The organism is Lysobacter sp. 22409 (assembly GCF_052045105.1).
GTDB lineage: Bacteria > Pseudomonadota > Gammaproteobacteria > Xanthomonadales > Xanthomonadaceae > Lysobacter > Lysobacter antibioticus_B.
The window spans coordinates 64,000-83,988 of sequence record NZ_JBQEOE010000026.1 but is presented as its reverse complement, the minus strand read 5'-3'; the positions used below and the strand labels follow the sequence as shown (position 1 = coordinate 83,988).

The window sequence follows — 19,989 nt, the reverse complement described above, 5'->3', positions numbered from 1 at the left end:
GACTGGCGCGAAAAGCGAGCAGGACAGCGGCGACAGCCCTTGTTCACTCCTCACTTCTCCCCACTCACTTCTCGCCTTTTACTACCTGCTGGCGACTGGCGCGAAAAGCGAGCAGGACAGCGGCGACGGCCCTTACTCACTCCTCACTTCTCCCCACTCACTTCTCGCCTTTACTTGCCCTGCGCCGGCGCTGCCGCCTTCGGCGCCGCCGCCACACGGCCTCCCAGCGACTTCGACAGGAACGCCAGCAACCGCGTGTAGTACTCGCGCTGGTGTTCTTCGCGGTAGAAACCGTGGCCCTCGGTCTTGTAGTACAGCGTCTCGACCGGCGCGCCGGCCTGGCGCAAGGCCTTCTCCATCTTTTCGCTGTGCACGATCGGCGCACGCTCGTCTTCGCCGCCGGCGGCGAGGAACACCGGCACCTTGATGCGGTCGGCCAAACGCGTCGGCGACACCTTGTCGAGCGCTTCCGGTGAGCCGAGCCAACTGCGCAGATAGGCCTCGCCGGAACCGCGGCGCTGGATGTCGCCGGTGGTGTGCATCATCGGCAGGTCGTACACGCCGACATAACCGGCGGCGCAGCGATACAACGCCGGCTCCTTCGCCACGCCCATCAGCGAGGCGTAGGCGCCGTAGCTCGCGCCGTACAGGCAGATACGCGAAGGGTCGGCGATGCCCTGCTCGATCGCCCAACGCGTCGCGTCGGTGACGTCGTCCTGCATCTTGCCGCCCCACTCGCGCTTGCCGGCTTCGAGGAAGGCGCGGCCATAGCCGCCGGAGCCGCGATAGTTCAACTGCAGCACCGCATAGCCGGCATCGGCGAGCAACTGCGAGTCGTCGTCGAAACGCCAGGCATCCTGGATGCCGAACGGACCGCCGTGCGGCATGACCACCAACGGCAGGGACTTGCCGCTGCTGTCCTTCGGCGTGGTCAGCAGGCCCGACAAGGGCAGGCCGTCGCGCGCGCGCAGGTTGACCGCGCGCACCGGCGCACGCGTGGCCGGGTCGAACCAGGAACGGCGGCTCAGTACGTGCGCGGCGTGCTTGTTGGCCTTGTCGAACAAGAACAGATCGCCGGGGCTGCGATCGTTCCAGACCTGGACCAGGGCCAGCTGGCCGTCGGCGCTCTGCGAGGTGATGCGCACCGCATCGCCGGGGAACGCCGCCTCCAGGCTGCGGTACTGGCGCGCCTCCGGCGAGGCGTTGTCGAAGAACACCGTGCGCGGCTTGCCGTCGGCGAAGAACACGCCGACCGGGATGCGGGTGTTGTTGCGATAGATGATGCGGTCCGGATCGGCGGTCTTGTCGCGCAGGACCTCCTTGCGGGTGCGGGTGGCGAGGTCGTAGGCGACGATCGCGTCCGGCCCCTGCGTCTGTTCGCTCTGGAAATACGCCACGCTGTCGTCGGCGGAGAAGCCGATCGGGTGATCCATGACCTCGTCCTGCGTATCCGAGCCCAGCAAAGCCCACTCGGCTTTTTCATCCGCACGGTAGAACAGCTTGCGTCGCAGATCGGTGCCGAAGCCGAGCGCGAAACGGACCACGCCGGCGTTGTCGGTCATGTAACGGGCATTGCGCACCGGCGCGATCGCGAGCCGGTTGCGCTGGCCGGTGATCGTGTCCAGGCGCTCGGCACGGGTATAGGCGTCGGCGCTGAACTGCTGCACCGAGATCACCACGCCCTTGTCGTCGGCCGGCAGATCGTCGACCAGAAAGCCGGCGACGTCCTCGACCTTCTTCGGCTGGATGCGCGTCCCGGCGCCGCGGCTCTGCACGCGGTAGCCGATCAGCACGTCGGCGCCGGTGCCGTTGGCGTTGATCGCGAACAGTTCGCCGGTGGGGATCGGCGCGTCGCGCGAGCCCAGCTTCTGGGCCATGCCGATCAACACACGGGTCGGGCTGACCCACCAGAAATCGTCGACGTGATTGTTCTTGCCCACCCGGAATACGCCGGTGCGTTTCATGTCGGCGCGACTGAAGATCACCAACGCGGTCTCGTCCTCCATCGGCACCGAGGCGGCGTAGAACTCGCCGGTCGGCGACAGTTTGACGTCGGTGAAGGTATCCGGTTTGACGAAGGCTTCTACATCGACGCCTTGAACGGCCGCTCCTCGAGCGGCGGCGCCTGCGCTCACCGCGTTTTCCGCGGCGCCGACATCCACGATCGGCGCAGCCAGCAGCCCCGCCAGCAACAGCGCGCTTCCCCAATGCTTCATTGCGATCCCCTGTAGTCCATGAATGGTTCCGCCGAGAACGGTTCCCTCGAGAACGGTTCCCTCGAAAGCCGGCGGCATCCGCCGCCGGTCGGCGCGGACTGCCGTCATGGAGGAACGCTCGCAAGCCGCGCACTCCCTACGTCTTCGCAGGCCGGGCTTCAGCCGGCCTGCCGGTCCGCCCTCGCCCATCCCCGCGGCGAAACGTCGGCCCGTCGCGTCCGCGACGCAGCGATCATAGAAGGCCGACGGCGCTCACACAATTGGGCCGCGGCAGTGTGCCGCGTGGCCCACGGAAGCGTGGCGATGCCGCGGACGCGCGGGTTCAGGCGGCGTCGAGCGTGGTCTTGAGAGCGTCGCGCCACTGCGGAATCGACAGACCGTACTCGGCTTGCAGACGGCTGGTGTCGAGCACCGAATAGTTCGGCCGCCGCGCGGGCGTCGGGTAGTCGGCGGTGGTGATCGGCAGCACCTGCGGGCGGCGCTCGATCAGGCCTCGGGCCTGGGCTTCGGCGAATATAGCTTCGGCGAAACCGTGCCAGCTGGTCTGCCCGCCGGCCACGATATGGCGCACGCCGGATTCGACGATGCCCTGGCCCAGCACCGTCGCCGCGGCATCGGCGAGCAACCAGGCCGGCGTCGGCGAGCCGTGCTGGTCGGCGACCACCCGCAATTCGTCGCGCTCGGCACCGAGGCGCAGCATGGTGCGCAGGAAGTTATGGCCGTGAGTGGCATAGACCCAGGCCGTACGCAGGATCAGATGAGAGGCCCCGCTGGCGCGGATCGCCTCTTCGCCGGCCAGCTTGCTCTCGCCGTAGACGCTCAGCGGGCCGGTCGGATCGCTTTCGAGATACGGACGCGTGCCGTTGCCGTCGAAGACATAGTCGGTGGAGTAATGGACCAGGCCGATGCCGTCGGCCGAGCAGAGCTCGGCCAGCCGCGCCGGCGCCTGAGCATTGACCGCAAACGCGAGCTCGCGCTCGCTTTCGGCGCGGTCCACCGCGGTATAGGCGGTGGCGTTGACGACATGGTCGGGACGCACGCGGCGCAGCAGGGGTTCGATCGCATCGGCCTGGGCCAGATCGAGGGTCTCGCAGACGCTGCCGTCGACCGCGAGCCGGCCGCTGCGGGTCGTAACGACCACTTCGCCGAGAGCGGCAAGGCTGCGGCGCAGTTCATGGCCGACCTGACCGTCGCCACCGAGCAACAGCACCCTCATGGCGTGTAGACCGGCAGGCGGTCTTCGGCAACGTCCTTGAGCAAGGGCGCAACGGCGTCCTTGGCCGACAAGGACGGATCACCGACCGGCCAATCGATCGCCAGGTCCGGGTCGTCCCAACGCACGCCGGCATCGGCCTTCGCATCGTAGGTGTTGGTGCACAGGTAACTGAACACTGCGCGTTCGCTGAGCACGGCGAAGCCGTGCGCGAAGCCTTCCGGGATCCAGAAATGGCGCTTGTTCTCGGCGCTCAACACGACCGCGGTCCAACGCCCGAAGTGCGGCGAACCGCGGCGGATGTCCACCGCCACGTCCCACACCTCGCCCTCGATCACCGAGACGTACTTGCCTTGCGGGTTGGGCCATTGGTAATGCAGGCCGCGCAGCACGCCGCGCGCGGACGAGGAAACATTGCCCTGGACGAAGCGCGGGTTCAGACCGGCCGCCGCGAGCTTGTCCTGGTTGAACGATTCGTAGAAAAACCCGCGGGCATCGCCGAACACCTGCGGTTCGATGACGACGCAGCCGGGCAGATCGGTTTCGATAATCTTCAAGAGCGGTTCCTTTACGGCACGAAGCCACGCTCGGCCAAGCCGAGCAGATATTGACCATAGCCGTTCTTAGCCAGGGGACGAGCGAGCTCGGCCAGTTGATCGGCGTCGATCCAGCCATTGTTCCAGGCGATTTCCTCAGGGCAGCAGATGCGCAGCCCCTGGCGGGCTTCGATGGTTTCGATGAAATTGGAGGCTTCGAGCAGCGACTGGTGCGTACCCGTGTCGAGCCAGGCATAGCCCCGGCCCAGTTGCTCCAGGTGCAACGCCCCCTCTTCGAGGTAAAGCCGGTTGAGATCGGTGATCTCCAGTTCGCCGCGCGCCGAAGGCTTAAGGCTCGCGGCGAAATCGCTGGCTCGGCCGTCGTAGAAATACAGCCCCGTCACCGCATAGTGCGAGCGAGGCTTGAGCGGCTTTTCTTCCAGGCCGACCACCCTGCCGTCGCCATCGAACTCGGCGACGCCATAACGTTCCGGGTCGCTAACCCAGTAACCAAACACGGTCGCGCCCTCCTGGCGCTGGTCGGCGCGCTTGAGGATCGAGGTCAGGCCGGGGCCGTGGAAGATGTTGTCCCCGAGCACCAAGCAGCTCGGCTGACCGGCGACGAACTCGCGACCGATCAGATAGGCCTGCGCCAGTCCGTCCGGACTCGGCTGCTGCGCGTACTCGATACGCATGCCCCAGCGCGAACCGTCGCCGAGCAGGGTCTTGAACAGAGCCTGCTCGTGCGGCGTATTGATGATCAGCACTTCGCGAATCCCCGCCAGCATCAGCACGCTGAGCGGGTAGTAGATCATCGGCTTGTCGTAGACCGGCAGCAGCTGCTTGCTGATGCCCTGGGTGATCGGATACAGCCGCGTGCCGGAGCCGCCGGCGAGGATGATGCCCTTACGGTTCATGCGTGGTTCCTCTTGAGCGGCCGCTTCAAGCCTGGCCGATGCGTTCCAGTCGATAGCTGCCGTCGAGCACGCGCTGCACCCAGGCCTGGTTGTCGAGATACCAGTCGACCGTACGGGCGATCCCCTCTTCGAAAGTGACCGTGGGCGCCCAGCCGAGCTCGCCCTTGAGCTTGTCGGCGTCGATCGCGTAACGGCGATCGTGGCCCGGGCGGTCGGCGACATAGGCGATCAACGATTCGCGGGCACGGCCGTCGGCGAGCGGACGACGCTCGTCGAGCAGCGCGCAGATGGTCTTGACCACGACGATGTTCGCGCGCTCGGCATCGCCGCCGACGTTGTAGGTCTCGCCGATGCGGCCGGCTTCGAGCACGCGCGAAATCGCGGCGCAATGATCGCCGACGAACAGCCAGTCGCGGACGTTGAGGCCGTCGCCATAGACCGGCAACGGTTCGCCGGCCAGCGCCTTGGCGATGATCAGCGGGATGAGTTTCTCGGGGAACTGGAATTGCCCGTAGTTGTTCGAGCAATTCGTGGTCAGCACCGGCAGACCGTAGGTGTGGTGGAACGCCCGCACCAGATGATCGGAAGCGGCCTTGGAGGCCGAGTACGGCGAGTTCGGCGCATACGGCGTGGTTTCGGTGAACTTGCCGGTGTCGCCGAGGCTGCCGTAGACCTCGTCGGTCGACACGTGCAGGAAGCGGAACGCGTCGCGGGCCGGCGCATCGAGTTGCTTCCAGTAGTCGCGCACCTGCTCGAGCAGGCTCAGCGTACCGACGACATTGGTCTGCACGAACGCCGCCGGACCTTCGATCGAGCGGTCGACATGGCTTTCGGCGGCGAAATTGACCACCGCCTGCGGCCGGTGTTCGGCCAGCAGACGCTTGAGCAGGGCAGCATCGCCGATGTCGCCCTGGACGAACACATGATTCGGGTTGCCGTCCAGGCTGCCCAGGGTGTCGAGATTGCCCGCATAGGTGAGGGCGTCGAGATTGACGACCTTGATCCCTTTGCGGACCGCATCGAGAACGAAGTTACCGCCAATGAATCCGGCGCCGCCGGTCACAAGCCAAGTAGGCACTCAGGACACTCCTTTATTGATCGACTGAGATCGAACCGGCCACGCGGAGCGCTTGTGGCCTGCAACACCGGAACGGCGCCTTGGGCGCGGCGTTCGCCAGCTTGCGCGGCAGGTTTCGACAAGTGCGGGATTGTAATGCCTATCGGGGCCCGGCCAGCAATTGAAGCAACCGGCGCTTAAGACGCCTTACAGCTTCCTAATCGCGGCCTTGCGCACGCTGCGATCGTGACGCTTGGCAGTCACCGACGACCACAAAACCATGACGCGCGGCAGTAAACGGCCCAAGCCTGCGTACGTCCCCCCTCCCTTGCCTCGCCAGGCTCGCGACCTCCGAGCGAGCCCCATGGGCAGCCCTGTTAATTTTGTTTTTTTCTTACATAGATTTTTTTATCCTCGATCTAATATGCAATAAGCACACTTGAATTATTTAGTTTCTTATGAAATCAACTGCCGCAACAAGCACACATGATCGAATTTAAATTCTTATAAAACATATACTTAATTATACAATCTGGTCAAATACCGCCCTAATTACTATTGCACAATCCGCCAATGTCATCCAAAACATATATCAAAATATTCTAATAAATACTCAGGAAATTTAGCTACATTCCATCTCAACGACACGAATGTTCGCTACACGCAATCGCATCGCTGCATCGACATCAGCGATGGCCGATTCGAGATCAGGGAGATCGCCGGGCGGACAAGGTTGCATCACGAGGGGCATGGGGATGCTGGCTTTCCTGGATCACGCCGAACTGGACCACACCGAAACTCCGCGACAGCTGCGCTCTGCGCAGCCGCCCGCCTGCGTCCCAAGCGCAACTCGCTCGGACAGGGCCTGCGCCTTGCGGTTCGCAACGCCCTCACCCGTCCCCCTCGCGTCCCGTACCGCAGCGATTTACGTCCGGCACGGCTACGGCCTCCCCAGTCGGGCCTCGACGAAGCCCCTCTCCTGTTTTCGCGGGCTCGATTGGCATCGTCCCTCTCTCCCGATGCCAATCGACAGCCCGCGCTTCGACACCCGGCCCGCTCGTTACCACGCTACCGGCGCTGCCACGAGCGCATCGAGTCAGGATCGAGCGATGCGCATCTACGCGGCGAACTCCCTGCCGCGGCAAGACGCGCAGCTACCGCACAACGAAGGGCGGATCCCTCCGGCGCCGCGTCGACTGCCCCCGACGCCCCGCGAAACCGAATCGACCGGCGCGCGAAAACGCTAGCCGCTCGATGACCGCCCTCCCCCACGGCGGTCTGCGCCGCAGTTCTTGCTCGGCGCTCCTCGGTGCCGCGCGCACCACCCCGGCCATCCGGGCACGAGAGCAAGCATTCGACGAGTCGCGCAACCAGCGCACGTCGCGAGTCTTCAACCAGGTGAAAGGGGCAGCCATGACCTATCGCGCGACCTGAGTTTCACGACCGCTTATCCACCGCACTTCGCGCGGCGCGCGGCCAGTGCGCTCCACAGCCGCCCGGAACCGCCGCGACGGATTCCATACGAATAAGAGAGAAACCCGATGCCAGCCAGAACTCCCAGCACGCGACTGATGCGCTCCGTACTCAGTCTTGCCCTCAGCGCCAGCCTGTTCTCCGGTGCCGTCATGGCCCAGAGCGCGATCGGCTCGATTTTCGGCCATGCCGCGCCCGAAGCCGTCATCAGCATCGAGAACGTCGGCACCGGCGCGAAACGCACCGTCAAGGCCGGCGGCGACGGGCGCTTCACCTTCAGCCAGCTGCCGCCGGGCGACTACCGCGTCAGCACCGGCAGCGACAAGCGCGACGTGCACGTACCGGTCGGCACCGGCGTGAATGTCAGCTTCGTCGCCAAATCGACGGCTGCCCCGGGCCAGGCGACCGATCTCGACGGGGTCGTAGTCAACGGTTCCAGGATCAACCCGATCGACGTCTCGTCGGTCGAGTCGACCACGGTGATCAGCGCCAAGGAACTGCTGAAGCTGCCGGTAGCGCGCGAACTGAGTTCGGTCGCGCTGTTGGCGCCGAGCGTGGTCAAGGGCGATGCCGGTTACGGCAACCTGGTCTCGGTCGGCGGCTCCTCGGTGGCCGAGAACGGCTACTACATCAATGGTTTCGACATCACCAACATGCGCGACATGTTGTCGTACTTCGACATGCCCTTCGAGGCGGTCAGCGAAATCCAGGTCAAGACCGGCGGCTACGGCGCCGAGTTCGGCCGCTCGCTCGGCGGCGTGCTCAGCGTCGTCACCAAGCGCGGCACCAACGATTGGAAGGGCGGTGCCAGCGTGTACTGGGAACCGCGCTGGCTGCGCGAGCGCAATCCCAATCTGCGTCAGCGCGATCCGCACCTCGCCGCCGTCGGCAACGGCGACCAGGAAACGATGCCCTGGTTCAGCTACTCCAATCCGGCCAACGAAACAGAGAGCACCAAGTACAACGTCTACCAAAGCGGTCCGATCATCCGCGACAAGCTGTTCTTCTTCGCCCTGTTGCAGGGGCGCTACGACATCGACGAAAGCTATGGCTACAGAGATGCCGCCCACACGCGCAATACCAGCCCCCAAGGCGTGGTCAAGCTCGACTGGAACATCAACGATGACCACAGCCTCGAACTGACCGGAGTCTTCGCACCCCGCGACGTCAGCAGACGCGATTATCGCGGCATCGATGCCGACGAAGACGGCTATCCCGATCGCCCCTTCGGCAGCGGACGCGATCTGGAGTTCTTCCAGAAGAAGGAAACCGGCGGCGGCGGGCGCATGGGCCTGCTCAAGTACACCGGCCGCTTCGGCGACGACTTCATCCTCTCGGCACAGGCAGGCCGACTCGATTCCATCCGCGACTTCGACAAGCAACTTCCGCGCGGCATCGAGTGCCCAGGCGCCTACGATTCGCGCGGGTTGAATCAAGGCAGCATCAAATACATAGGCTGTTGGAACCCTCTGTACCTGACCTACGTCGACGGCACGGTCAAACAGAAAGACATCCGCGATGGCTATCGGATCGACGGCGAGTGGCATACCGACGACCATACCGTCCGCTTTGGCGTCGACTACGAGAAGAACTCGTCCAATACGCTCGTCGCCCAATACAGCGGCAACAACACCTACTACCGCTACCTCACCGCCGATGCCGGCGGACGAGTACTGGGCGTTTCCGGGTTCACTCCCGGCGGCGAGTACGTACGCTTGCGCAGCATGGAGACCGGCGCGGGCGGATTCAGCGCCACCAATACCGCGGTCTACCTGGAGGACAACTGGCAGGTCACCAAGAACCTGTTGCTGTACGGCGGCCTGCGGCGCGAAACCTTCGACAACAAAAACATGCGCGGCGCGACCTTCATCAAGGTCGACAACCAATGGTCGCCGCGCCTGGGCTTCTCCTGGGACATGAACGGCGATTCGAGCTTCAAGGTGTACGGCACGGCCGGGCGCTATTTCATTCCGATCCCGAACATGCTCGCGATCACCCTGTCCAACTACACCGACTTCGTCGCCTCCTACCACACCTACCAAGGCATCGATCCGGTCACCGGCGCGGCCGTCGGCCTGTCGGCTCCGCTGACGGTCAATACCAACGGGACCGTCGGCAGCCAGTTCCATACCTATAACGGCCCCCGCCCGCCCGATCCGCGCACGATCACCGACACCGAACTCGAGCCGATGAGCCAGGACGAGTTCATCCTCGGTACCCAATGGACGCTGGCTAACGACTGGACCGTAGGCGTGCGCGGCATCCGTCGCGCAGTCAACAACGGCTTCGACAACTACTGCACCTACACCCCGTACGTGGCCTGGGCCGAAGAGAACGGCTCGAGCCTGACGCGCGCCGATTTCATGCGCACCCAGTCGAGCTGCATCTTCATCAACCCGAACAAAGACGCCACCATCGGCATGCATCTGGACGGCGACATCAATGGCCCGCTGACCAATGTCACCCTGCCCGCGCGCTATTTCAATCTGCCCAGCTACAAGCGCAAGTACAACGCGATCGAGCTGATGCTGGAAAAAAGCACCCCGACGTGGTCCATCCAGGGCTCTTACACCTGGGCGCACAGCTACGGCAACGTCGAAGGCTATGCCAACTCCACCGAAGTCGACGGCGCCGTCGCCCACAGCATCGACTTCAACAACCGGAGCCTGCAGGAAGGCTCCTATGGCGATCTGGCCAACGATCGCCGGCATACCTTGAAGGTGTTCGGCAGCTATAACCTCAACGAGGAATGGCGCTTGGGCGGCAACCTGACGGTGCAGTCGGGCTTGCCGCGCAGTTGCCGCGGCCGCCTGCCCACCTTCGACCAGGACGTGCACAACGGCGAAGTGCCCTCTTACTACTCGGCCGAAGACATCATCGCCTCGCACGACGGCGGCTGGGTAACCCCGAGCACCAATTGGTGCCACGATCGGCCGTTCCAGGACAGCTGGACCGATACCTCGGGCAACGTCCACCAGTACACCAACTACGGCGTGCGTCTGAGCCAGCGCGGCGAGATGGGACGCACTCCATGGTGGTGGAACTTCGATTTCCAGGTCGCCTACATCCCGAACTGGGCGGACAAGAAGCTGACCCTGCAATTGGACGTCTACAACCTGTTCAACCGCCACAAGGCGCTGAAGCAGAACGAGGCTTTCGATCGCAGGATCAGCGTCGAAGACGATCCGAACATCCCCAGTCCCGATCCTGCATTGAACTCGGGCGACTACTTCGAGCTGTGGGGGCCGAACCCGAACTGGGGCCAGACCACCAACTTCCAGACCCCGCGCTACGTGCAGTTGTCGGCGCGTTACGAATGGTGACCTGAGGCAGCCCTTGCGGGCCACCNCCCGCGATCGCGCATACGGCCGAACACCATGTTTCCGCCCGACCTATCCGGACGGGCGCCAGAACCACAGCAACGGAGAATGATGCGATGAGAAAGCTATCCATCGGCCTGTTGGCAATGCTGTTCTGTATCAACGCCAATGCGACCGACCTCAGCCCGAATACGATCGGCGGCGGCGACATTCCCGGCAACTACGCCGCGATCGACTTCTACATGAAGAATCGCGACTGGGCGCCGACGCTGACCCTGTCCAACGACGCAGCCGATCAATCGACCGTCGCCATCCACACCACCGCCTCGATGAAGAGCAACTTGATCACAGGCAATACCGATTACCCCTTGAGTTCGTTGACCTTGAATACCGGCGACGAAGTGTCCTTCGTCTACCAAGCCTCCAAACAACAGTGGAGCATGAACGCTCCCAGCCTCAGCCCGAACAGCAACGGCGGCAGCGGCGCCATTCCCGCCTATACCAGCGGCAAGCTGCTCCGCTTCGATCTCGCCAACGGCAATTGGGCGCAGGCGGTCACGTTGCCGGCGAGCGCCCCCGATTGCAGCGTCATCGCGATCGCTTCCACTGCCACCTGGACTTCGCGGATCAATGCCCAGAACGTGATGTTCGCGGGCACCTTCAATATTCGCACCGGCGACCAGTACGTCTTCGTCTATCGCGCCAGCCTGCAACGTTGGGTCAGCGTCAAGACTCCGGAGCTCGCCTTGAACGCCGCCGCCGTCGGAGCGCAAATGGCTGCTCCGGTGGTTCCGTACACCAAGGTCAACTTCAGCAACGGCAATTGGGTTCCGGAAATCAGCCTGCCGGCCACGGCAGGCGATCGCGACCGCATCAGTCTGAGCTCCGACGCGACTTGGACGGCGAACATTTCGAATCAGAATCTGGAGGCTGCCGGCTCGCTGAAGCTGTATACCGGCGCGCGCTACGACTTCATCTTCATCAAGGAGAAGAACCGCTGGGTGCTGCAGTCGAGTCCGGAAACCGCCTACACCGCCAATAGCCTCGGCGGCTCACAGTTGCCGGACATGAAGTCGCCATCGGCCCGCTACACCGCTGCAGACGGCAACTGGACCGCGTCGCTGCGCCTGCCGGTCAATGCCTCGCCCGGCGACCGCTTGGTGGTCAAGAGCGATGCCAGCTGGGACTTCAGCGTCAGCGGCGAGAACACCGCCTTCGGCACCGTGCCGGTGCGCAAGGGCGAAACCTTGCGCTTCGTGCGCAACGCGGCCGGCGCGTGGGCGCTCGACACCCGCATCATCACCATGCTGTTGATCTACAGCGAGGAAGCCGCCGCCCAGCTCGGCGAGGTCGCGGCGCAGATGCGCCTGCACGAAGGCCTGCGGCTGACCAACGAGGCGCTGGAGAACTCGAAGGTCAATTTCTACATCAAGACAGTCGGCCTGCTCAAGCGTCAGTTTCAGGCCGAGACCCTGGGCGACATCCTCAATGTCGTGCTCAAAGACTCCGTAGTGGCGTCGATGCGCACCCAATCGGCGGCCGACGCGGTCTACTACGAAGGTACCGAAGACGGCTGCGGCCTGGCCGGGGTAAACGCCTCGAAGGAACACATGCTCGGTTCGGGATCCCTGAACTGCGGGATCACCGTGATGCGCCATGAGTTCGGCCACAACATGGGCCTCAACCACGGCGACGATTCGACCGGAGGCTCGGCGCCTTACGCCAAAGGCTACAGCCTGATCGGGGACATCATGGGCGGTAACGGCATCGCGTACTACTCGAACCCAAATCTGTACACCTCCGACTACAACGTCGCGATGGGGCTGCCGATGGGCATCGCCGATGTCACCGATTCGGCCCGCGCCTTGAACGAACGCTCGCTGGAAGTCTCGCAGTACTACTGATCGTCGGCTCGATCCGCCTGGCAGCTCGCCGCCTGGCGGATCGAGGATCAACTTGGCGGGGAAACGTCCGCATGCCCATCGGATGCGATCACTTGCAGAGCAAAGGTCAGGTCGCATACCCGATACGCCAGAAACTCGCACGAAGCAGTCGTCGAAGGAACGGGACGCATGTATGGCAGGAAGGCCGGATGCACCAGAACCAGGAACACGCGCAGCATGGCGAAACGCCAACCGGCACCCTGGAATCCCCGCAGTGGAGAACGATGAAATGAAGAGATTGTGTATCGGCTTGTTCGCGATGCTGTTCGCCATCAACGCCGCCGCCACCGACCTCAGCCCCAGCGCCGTCGGCGGCGGGGATATCCCGAGCGACTACCCGTCCATCGACTTCTATATCTCGAAGAACGATTGGGCCTCCACGCTGACGCTGTCGAACAGCGCCGCCGATCAATCCACCGTCACCATTCATTCGAGCACCACCAAGACCAGCAACCTGATTGCGAGCAACACCGACTTCCCGCTGACGTCGATGACGATCTACAAGGACGATCACGTCACCTTCGTCTATCAGGCGGCCAAACAACGCTGGGTGGTAACGGCGCCGAGCTATACGCCCAACTCCAACGGTGGCAGCGGCAGCATCCCCTCACCCGCAGTCGGCAAGTACACCCGCTTCGATATCGCCGACGGCGACTGGGCGCAGACCGTCACCCTGCCCGCCAGCGCACCGGACAACAGCGTGCTTGCGGTAAACTCCACCGCCACCTGGGGCAGCAAGATCAGCTCGCAGAACCTGCAGTTCGCGAGCACGTTCAACCTGCGCGGAGGCGACCAGTACGTATTTGTCTATCAGACCAAGTTCCAGCGCTGGTTCAGCGTCAAGACGCCGGTTACGACCTTGAACGCCGGTAGCATCGGCGCGCAGATGGCCGCTCCGGCAGTACCGAACACCCAGGTCAAGTTCGCCAACGGCAACTGGTCGCCGAGCCTCATCCTGCCGGCGACCGCAGGCGATCGCGACCGCATCGGCGTCACCTCCGACGCCACCTGGTCGGCGACCATCAGCAACCAGAATCTGGGTACGACCGGCACCTTGAAGCTGTTTCCGGGTGCGCGCTACGACTTCATCTTCATCAAGGAAAAGAATCACTGGACGCTGCAGTCGAGCCCGGATGTCGTACATACGCCCAATAGTCTGGGCAGCGACCAATTGCCGGACATGCGTACTCCGACGGTGCGTTTCAATGCGCTCAACGGCAACTGGTCGCAGAAGCTGTTGCTGCCGGTCAACGCGCAACCCGGCGACGAAGTGATCGTCAAAAGCGACGCCACGTTCGGCTTCGATGTCACCGGGCAAAGCACCACCTTCGGCTCGCTGCCGGTCAGCACCGGCGACATCGTGCGATTCGTCCGCGACAGCGCCGGGCGCTGGACGCAGGACACCCGCATCATCACGATGCTGATGGCCTACACCGACCGGGCCGTGGCCCGGGTCGGCGAGTCGGGAGAAAAGATGCGGCTGATCGAAGGCCTGCGACTGACCAACGAGGCGCTGGAGAACTCTAAGGTCAACTTCTATGTCAAGTCGGTCGGCTTCCTGAAGCATCAGCTCGCGGAAACCAGCTTGTCGGACGCCCTCAACGCGGCACAAACGGACCAGACGGTTCTGACCACCCGCCAACAACTTTCCGCGGACGCCTTCTACTACGAGGACTACTACAACGCCACCGCGGCATCGTGCGGCCTCGGCGTAGTCACGGCGACGCGCCGCGAGGTTATGGTCGGCATTGGCGCGTTGGAATGCGGGACTACCGTGATGCGCCACGAGCTGGCCCACAACATGGGCATCGCTCATGCCAACGAGAACAACGGCGCCACGGCCTATGCCAAGGGCTACCACATGACCAAGGAAATCATGAACGACAACGTGATTCCGTATTACTCGAATCCGCGTATCTACACGCCCGACCACGCTATCGCGATGGGCATCGAGAACGAAATCGATGCGGTGCGCGCGATGAATGAGCGTTCCAAGTTCGTTTCGGAATTCTACTGACTATTGCGTTCATCGCCTGCCCGGCCAGCCATCGGGGCCGGCCGGGCAGGTCCGTCAGTCAATCGCGAGGACAGTCATGCACGTTCAACGAAACCAGGCTCTGATCATGGGGCTCGTCCTGACCGGCGCGGCGACGGTCGGCCTGTTGCTGCACTTCCGAGCGGACCCGTCGACCGCGAGCGGCAGCCCGCAAGACTCGAGTTATGCCCCGCCCGGCACCGCTGGGCCCGAGCAAGGCGGCGCGTCCGCCTCGCACCGCGATGGCGATATCGAACGCCTCGTGTCCAGGCGCAGCACCTTCTCCCTGGACCGGACGAAACTGCAGGCCGCACTCGGTAAGAAGGCCATCCTGCAATTGGCCGACCCCGACAAGGTGATCGCGGGCAGTTTTCGCCCCTCGGCCAAGCAAGTTTCCGATGGTCGCCAGTTCGTCGCCTACGACCCCTATGTCGTCGAGTCCAAGGGGGTCGGCGACGATATCGAGGTCTATCTGCCGAACATCGGCCTGACCGCGCACGGCGTCATCGACAATGTCGAAGTCAATGGCGACATCATCCGTTGGTCCGGACGGTTCGAAGACTTCAACTCGACCCAGAGCAGTTTCTCGATTAGCCAGACCATGATCGACCAATACGTACTTGGGGTGTTCGAGACGCCGATGGGCACGTTCAACCTCGAAGCCAAGAACGGCCTGGGCTGGATCGTGGACCAAGGCACGGACTTCTATCTGCCGGCCGATGGCAAGGACTATGTCGAGCCCGAAGGCAAGCACTAAGCAAGCGTTAAGTCCGCCCCACCGCACAGCGCGTCCCAAGACAAAGGCAGGAAGCCCGCTTCCTGGCTTTTCTCAGTGATCCTATGCGATGCGGGCAAACCGCGCCGACCGCCCCACAGCTAGTCCAGGTAGGCCGGAAAAACCGGCAGCGCGTTGAAATCGTCCATCGAATGCTGGATCACTACGCGGGCCCGTTGGTTTTTCACGATGCGCTCGATGCGGTCCATCGACGCCAGCGTCTCGCTACGGCTCACGTTGAACACCGGCATGCGTTTCCCGGCGCGGTTCTCGTGCGAGTGGTACAGATCGCCGGTCAGCAGGACCTGGCCCGAACGCGGCAGCCGAAGCAGCAGCACCTGGTGCCCCGGCGTGTGGCCTGGCGCCTTCAGCAAACGCACGCTGCCGTCGCCGAACACGTCGTGATCGCCGTCGATAAGCATCGTGGCCGCCCGTGCCTGGGTTTCGATCAGCTTGAGGTTGGTGCGCGGCGGCGCCGGAACGGACTGGATCCACTCCAGCTCTTTGCGGTTCACGATCCAGGTCGCCTGCTTCAATGCATTCGCATTGCCGAGATGGTCGCCATGGCCGTGCGAGAAAGCGAAATAGTCGATGTCGTCGAAACTCAGCTCCAACTGCGCGAGCTGAGCCGCAACCGGGGTATCGACTATGGCGCGGTAAAGCGGAAGCTGAGTCCCGCCCAGGGGTTCGGCGTAACGATCGCCCAGGCCCGCCTCCCACAGCAAGTCGCCCTTCGGGTGGCGAATCAGGAAGCACGGCGTCATCAGGGTACCGGGATGGCCGTCGTACTCCCCGGTATCGGCGAACGGCGCGAGATCCGCGAACTGCGCGCGGCCGCAATCCATGGCGTAAAGCTTGATGGCCGGCTCGGCCGCCGAGGCCTGCGAGAACACAGCGGACAATACGATCGGTAACACAAAGCGCTTCAACAACGAGGTCATGACGTTGATCCGAATGAGGCGACAGGTGGGGGCGATGCGATGCAACCGGCGCTTACGCGTCAGGCGCTTCGGCGTCGTTTGGCGGGACGCCGTTCGATCAGCATCCGTGCGATTTCTTTGGCGGACGAGGATGCCGCCGCCGAGCCGGTACGCAGCGCGGTGACGATCGCGCCGTCGATCAGCATCATCAGTTGGCTCGCCAGATCGCCGGCTGGGCGTATCTGCGCGTCCACGAGCAGGCGTTCGAGATAGGCGGTGACCTGTTGCTTGTGGTCGTGGGCGACCGCATGACCGGCGTGGTCGCGATCGGCCAGTTCGACGATCGAGTTGATGAAGATGCAGCCGCGGAAACCGCTGCTGTTCAAGCGCTCGGTCAGCGCGTCGAACACCGCCAAAGGGCGCGCGCCGGGGTCGTCGGACAGCCGGTCGACCGCATCGGCCAACCATTGCCGCCAGGCCGCACCGAGTTGGCTCAGGACTTCGGCGACCAGATCGTTCTTGGAAGGGAAATGCTTGTAGAAGCTGGCCTTGGCGACGCCGGACTGATCGATGATCGTGTCGATCCCCACCGCACGGATGCCGTGCGCGTAGAACAGCTGCGAGGCGACCGCGAGGATGCGCTCGCGCGGAGGGGGCGGTACCGGCTCGGCGGTTTTCATGGCCGGAAATATACAGACAGGTCTGTCTATGTCAAGCGGAGGAAGCCACGCCCCTGGCCACGCCCTTCCGGGAGGGCCAGGGCAACGACCCGGGTCCTGCGTCCGCACGTGATGACGCCGAACTGTCGGCGACCCGATGCTCAACCCTCGAAACCAAGCCTGCGAAACCAAGCCTGCGAAGTTCCCTTCGGCGATGGAAGGGCCGGCGGCGCCACTGCGATGCTTCGTAGCCATCGCAGCGTCGGGCTGTATCGGCGGCTGCGACCTCAAAGAGCGACAGACACCGCGTCTTCGCCAAGCTCATGCACCATGATGGAAAATGCGCCACTTAGCTCCGGCGACTTGCTCGTGGCCTGCAGATCGTACTGAGCAGGCAGTCGCGAAGGGCAAGCCTCGAATTTCTCGATGTATTCGAAACAGCCTTGGGCGGCAAGAACTTCCAGCTCAGTCGCCGACAAACTGCGCGCTACGAGTTCCGATCCGTCCGCCGCATAGGCGGCTACCACCACCGAATCCAGATCTGCAGACTCGGGAAGCGGCTGGGCGTTGCTGATGCACACTCGGAACGCTCTTTTGCAGATCAAGCCGTCTTCCCACTCGTTGACGGGGAGGTCGTAGCAAGACTCATCGGGCTCGGTGGGCTCCGCTGCCTCCCTCCTGATCCCCCGGTGCCTGAAACTCAGCCCCGCGTACCTTTCGAACTGTTCGACCGAACGATGTCGTCCAAGACCGTACCTGCCGAAGTCGACGGCCTCGTGATCTTCGGAAATACCCAGCAGCGACAAAGATCGCTCCAGCGCCAGAATTGCCCGGTCGGTTGCGCTTCCTTCTATCTCGCCACTCGATTTCCGCTCGTCGGTGTGGTCGTCCCACACCTTCCTGGCCCCCGAGTTGTACTGATGCCACAGCAGGGGGCGATGCGGGTGAAAGAAATCGTAGCCGTGGGTAAACGCCCTGACCGCCATGACGATTTCCTCGGTTGAGAAGAAATGCTCGGCATCGTTCATGACCTCCTCGACGAACCAGCCGTCCGAGAAGACGAAACCGCCGCTCATGAAGCGCGCCCTCATCGGTTCCGTACGTTCCTCCCAGCCGGGCATCCTGGCCGCGCGATAGCTCACGATACCCAAGGTGGAGAACTTCCGGACCAGCATTTGCCCGACATGATTCTGCCGGCCCTCCGGGAAAACGGCCGGGTCGAAGGACGGGGGGTAGCCGGTCAATAACGGCTTCTCGTACCGGCCCCGCAAAGACTCGAGCATGTCGATCATGGCCGCATCCCAGTGCTCGACGAAGCGGTGATGCGCATCTATCTGCAGGTTGTAGCGCTCGCCGTCGTAATGCCCCTGGCTCGCGTTGCGCGCCCATCCGCAGCCTTTGGTGTCGAGGAAGTGGACATCGATCACTTCGACGATCGCTCCGTCCTTGTCCAACAGGTGCACAAGGTGCCCGTTCCTGCGGGTGCTGCCCGAGTGGCGGAAGCCGGAATCGATGAAGTCGTCCAGGGATTCGTCGCTGTCGTGCTGCCAGCAAACCACGATGCGGAGCCCGCCGGGGTCCGACGCGTTCTCCACGAGATCCGTCAATGTCGGGATGAGCTGCCTGTCGCGGTAGCTCGGCACTTGCACGAAGATCTTTCTCTGGATTTCCATATTCTGGTTTCTACAGGTTCGAATCAGGAACCCACCGTCGGCCGAGCGATCGCCATGCGACCACGCTCGCTAACGGCAGTCGTTTACGACGACGCGGTAATGCTTACAGGGCCATGACGCGAGGGGCGTCCGGCCGCAGCGCTGCCGCTCCCTCAAGTGCGCGGGCCGATACCGGGCGAGGCGTTCTTGCATCGATGCGACGTTCCCACGCGAGTGCGCTGCCGATGATCACATCGATATCGTCGTAACGCGGAACCCAGCCGAGCACACGACGGATTCTTGTTGCATCCGCGATCAGCAGCGGCACATCCCCTGGCCGTCGCGGCGCGTCGACGACCGGAATCGGGCCGCCATTGGCCCGTTCGACGGCGCGCAATACCTCGCGAACCGAATAGCCGCGCCCGTAACCGCAGTTCAACACGACCGATTCGCCGCCGCCCCTGAGGTAGGTCAAGGCGTCGAGATGTGCGCGGGCGAGATCGTCGACGTGGATATAGTCCCTGACGCCGGTGCCGTCGGGGGTCGCGAAATCGGTGCCGTAGATGGCAAGGTGCTTGCGCTTGCCGGTGGCGACTTCACAAGCGACCTTGGTCAGCAAGGTCGCGTTGCGGGTGCTTGGGCCTATGCGCCCACGCAGATCGCTTCCGGCGACATTGAAATAGCGCAGCACCGCAAAGCGCAGCCCACTGGCGGCCGCCTGATCGCGCAGCATCCATTCGCCCATCAGCTTGGATGCGCCATAGGGATTGAGCGGAGCGGCCGGCATCTGTTCGTCGGCGATGCCCGAGGCGGGCATGCCGTACACCGCCGCGGACGAGGAGAATACGAAATTGGCTACGCCGGCCTGTGCGCAGCACGACAGCAGGCTGCGGGTCGCACAGGCATTGTCGGCGTAGTAGCGCAACGGGTCTGCGACCGATTCCGACACGACGGTGCGGGCGGCCAGGTGCAGGACGGTATCGAACTGGCGCTCGCGCAACAGGCGCAGGACGCCGCGGCTGTCGGCGACATCGCCGACCACCAGTTCGGCGCCGATGACGGCATCGGCGAAGCCTGTGCTCAGGTCGTCCAGGACGACGACCCGTTCGCCTCTTTCCACCAACTGAAGTACTACGTGACTTCCAACATAGCCGGCGCCGCCGGTCACAAGTATGGAGCTCTTCATGAGCGAGAAGGAATTCCCTATTGACGCCAGTACCGACGGGACACGAAGCGTTCGCGCCTATCATCTGTGGGAAGCGGACGCAGTTCA

At 63.5% G+C, this 19,989-nt stretch carries 14 protein-coding genes; 5 read left to right on the top strand and 9 right to left on the bottom strand.

The window, feature by feature from the left end; translation table 11 throughout:
* Window positions 1-170: 170 nt before the first annotated feature.
* From ACTJJK_RS14350 to rfbB, 5 genes are all read right to left on the bottom strand, one after another.
* A complete protein-coding gene (locus tag ACTJJK_RS14350) occupies window positions 171-2,216 on the bottom strand; it encodes an alpha/beta hydrolase family protein (RefSeq protein WP_081930839.1) in 2,046 nt (681 codons plus the stop codon).
* A 322-nt stretch (window positions 2,217-2,538) separates the two neighbouring features.
* Window positions 2,539-3,432: a dTDP-4-dehydrorhamnose reductase gene (rfbD, locus tag ACTJJK_RS14345; protein ID WP_031371897.1), complete on the bottom strand. Its 894-nt coding sequence runs from the start codon at window positions 3,430-3,432 to the stop codon at window positions 2,539-2,541.
* On the bottom strand, window positions 3,429-3,986 hold the full coding sequence (rfbC, locus tag ACTJJK_RS14340) for a dTDP-4-dehydrorhamnose 3,5-epimerase (protein WP_031371896.1): 558 nt from the start codon (window positions 3,984-3,986) through the stop codon (window positions 3,429-3,431). Before rfbC ends, rfbD begins: the two co-directional genes overlap by 4 nt.
* 11 nt (window positions 3,987-3,997) lie before the next feature.
* Window positions 3,998-4,882 (bottom strand): glucose-1-phosphate thymidylyltransferase RfbA, encoded by an 885-nt coding sequence (gene rfbA, locus ACTJJK_RS14335; RefSeq protein ID WP_440730564.1) that lies wholly within the window; start codon window positions 4,880-4,882, stop codon window positions 3,998-4,000.
* Between the two features lie 25 nt (window positions 4,883-4,907).
* Window positions 4,908-5,960 carry a dTDP-glucose 4,6-dehydratase gene (gene rfbB, locus ACTJJK_RS14330; protein ID WP_031371894.1) on the bottom strand — a complete coding sequence of 351 codons (1,053 nt, stop codon included), beginning with the start codon at window positions 5,958-5,960 and terminating at the stop codon, window positions 4,908-4,910.
* 1,233 nt (window positions 5,961-7,193) lie between these two features.
* On the opposite strand from rfbB, the gene ACTJJK_RS14325 reads away from it, so the two are divergent.
* The 5 genes from ACTJJK_RS14325 to cpaB all read left to right on the top strand — a co-directional run bounded on the left by ACTJJK_RS14325 (window position 7,194) and on the right by cpaB (window position 15,467).
* The gene (locus ACTJJK_RS14325) at window positions 7,194-7,373 is read left to right on the top strand and encodes a hypothetical protein (RefSeq protein WP_440730563.1); all 180 of its coding nucleotides are present in this window, start codon (window positions 7,194-7,196) and stop codon (window positions 7,371-7,373) included.
* A gap of 137 nt (window positions 7,374-7,510) precedes the next feature.
* On the top strand, window positions 7,511-10,735 hold the full coding sequence (locus ACTJJK_RS14320; protein WP_440730562.1) for a TonB-dependent receptor: 3,225 nt from the start codon (window positions 7,511-7,513) through the stop codon (window positions 10,733-10,735).
* Window positions 10,736-10,848: 113 nt separating this feature from the next.
* The gene (cpaA, locus tag ACTJJK_RS14315; protein ID WP_081930837.1) at window positions 10,849-12,636 is read left to right on the top strand and encodes a metalloendopeptidase CpaA; all 1,788 of its coding nucleotides are present in this window, start codon (window positions 10,849-10,851) and stop codon (window positions 12,634-12,636) included.
* A gap of 172 nt (window positions 12,637-12,808) precedes the next feature.
* Complete coding sequence (cpaA, locus tag ACTJJK_RS14310) at window positions 12,809-14,692, top strand: metalloendopeptidase CpaA (protein ID WP_440730561.1); 1,884 nt, start codon at window positions 12,809-12,811, stop codon at window positions 14,690-14,692.
* A gap of 76 nt (window positions 14,693-14,768) precedes the next feature.
* The gene (cpaB, locus tag ACTJJK_RS14305) at window positions 14,769-15,467 is read left to right on the top strand and encodes a metalloprotease secretion chaperone CpaB (protein ID WP_440730560.1); all 699 of its coding nucleotides are present in this window, start codon (window positions 14,769-14,771) and stop codon (window positions 15,465-15,467) included.
* 119 nt (window positions 15,468-15,586) lie between these two features.
* On the opposite strand, the gene ACTJJK_RS14300 is transcribed toward cpaB, so the two are convergent.
* The 4 genes from ACTJJK_RS14300 to galE all read right to left on the bottom strand — a co-directional run bounded on the left by ACTJJK_RS14300 (window position 15,587) and on the right by galE (window position 19,884).
* A complete protein-coding gene (locus tag ACTJJK_RS14300) occupies window positions 15,587-16,426 on the bottom strand; it encodes an N-acyl homoserine lactonase family protein (RefSeq protein WP_440730559.1) in 840 nt (279 codons plus the stop codon).
* 59 nt (window positions 16,427-16,485) lie between these two features.
* Window positions 16,486-17,085 (bottom strand): TetR/AcrR family transcriptional regulator, encoded by a 600-nt coding sequence (locus tag ACTJJK_RS14295; RefSeq protein ID WP_031371888.1) that lies wholly within the window; start codon window positions 17,083-17,085, stop codon window positions 16,486-16,488.
* A gap of 266 nt (window positions 17,086-17,351) precedes the next feature.
* Window positions 17,352-18,737, bottom strand: a complete 1,386-nt coding sequence (locus tag ACTJJK_RS14290; RefSeq protein WP_440730558.1) for a GlcNAc-transferase family protein — start codon at window positions 18,735-18,737, stop codon at window positions 17,352-17,354.
* Between the two features lie 103 nt (window positions 18,738-18,840).
* A complete protein-coding gene (galE, locus tag ACTJJK_RS14285) occupies window positions 18,841-19,884 on the bottom strand; it encodes a UDP-glucose 4-epimerase GalE (RefSeq protein ID WP_440730557.1) in 1,044 nt (347 codons plus the stop codon).
* Between the last annotated feature and the right edge of the window lie 105 nt (window positions 19,885-19,989).

Bases quoted from the DNA above. Each gene is read 5' to 3' on its own strand.
- cpaA (WP_081930837.1), top strand. From the start codon at position 10,849: ATGAGAAAGCTATCCATCGGCCTGTTGGCAATGCTGTTCTGTATCAAC.
- ACTJJK_RS14320 (WP_440730562.1), top strand. From the start codon at position 7,511: ATGCGCTCCGTACTCAGTCTTGCCCTCAGCGCCAGCCTGTTCTCCGGT.
- rfbA (WP_440730564.1), bottom strand. From the start codon at position 4,882: ATGAACCGTAAGGGCATCATCCTCGCCGGCGGCTCCGGCACGCGGCTG.
- ACTJJK_RS14295 (WP_031371888.1), bottom strand. From the start codon at position 17,085: ATGAAAACCGCCGAGCCGGTACCGCCCCCTCCGCGCGAGCGCATCCTC.
- ACTJJK_RS14350 (WP_081930839.1), bottom strand. From the start codon at position 2,216: ATGAAGCATTGGGGAAGCGCGCTGTTGCTGGCGGGGCTGCTGGCTGCG.
- cpaB (WP_440730560.1), top strand. From the start codon at position 14,769: ATGCACGTTCAACGAAACCAGGCTCTGATCATGGGGCTCGTCCTGACC.
- rfbD (WP_031371897.1), bottom strand. From the start codon at position 3,432: ATGAGGGTGCTGTTGCTCGGTGGCGACGGTCAGGTCGGCCATGAACTG.
- cpaA (WP_440730561.1), top strand. From the start codon at position 12,809: ATGGCAGGAAGGCCGGATGCACCAGAACCAGGAACACGCGCAGCATGG.
- ACTJJK_RS14325 (WP_440730563.1), top strand. From the start codon at position 7,194: ATGACCGCCCTCCCCCACGGCGGTCTGCGCCGCAGTTCTTGCTCGGCG.
- ACTJJK_RS14300 (WP_440730559.1), bottom strand. From the start codon at position 16,426: ATGACCTCGTTGTTGAAGCGCTTTGTGTTACCGATCGTATTGTCCGCT.
- ACTJJK_RS14290 (WP_440730558.1), bottom strand. From the start codon at position 18,737: ATGGAAATCCAGAGAAAGATCTTCGTGCAAGTGCCGAGCTACCGCGAC.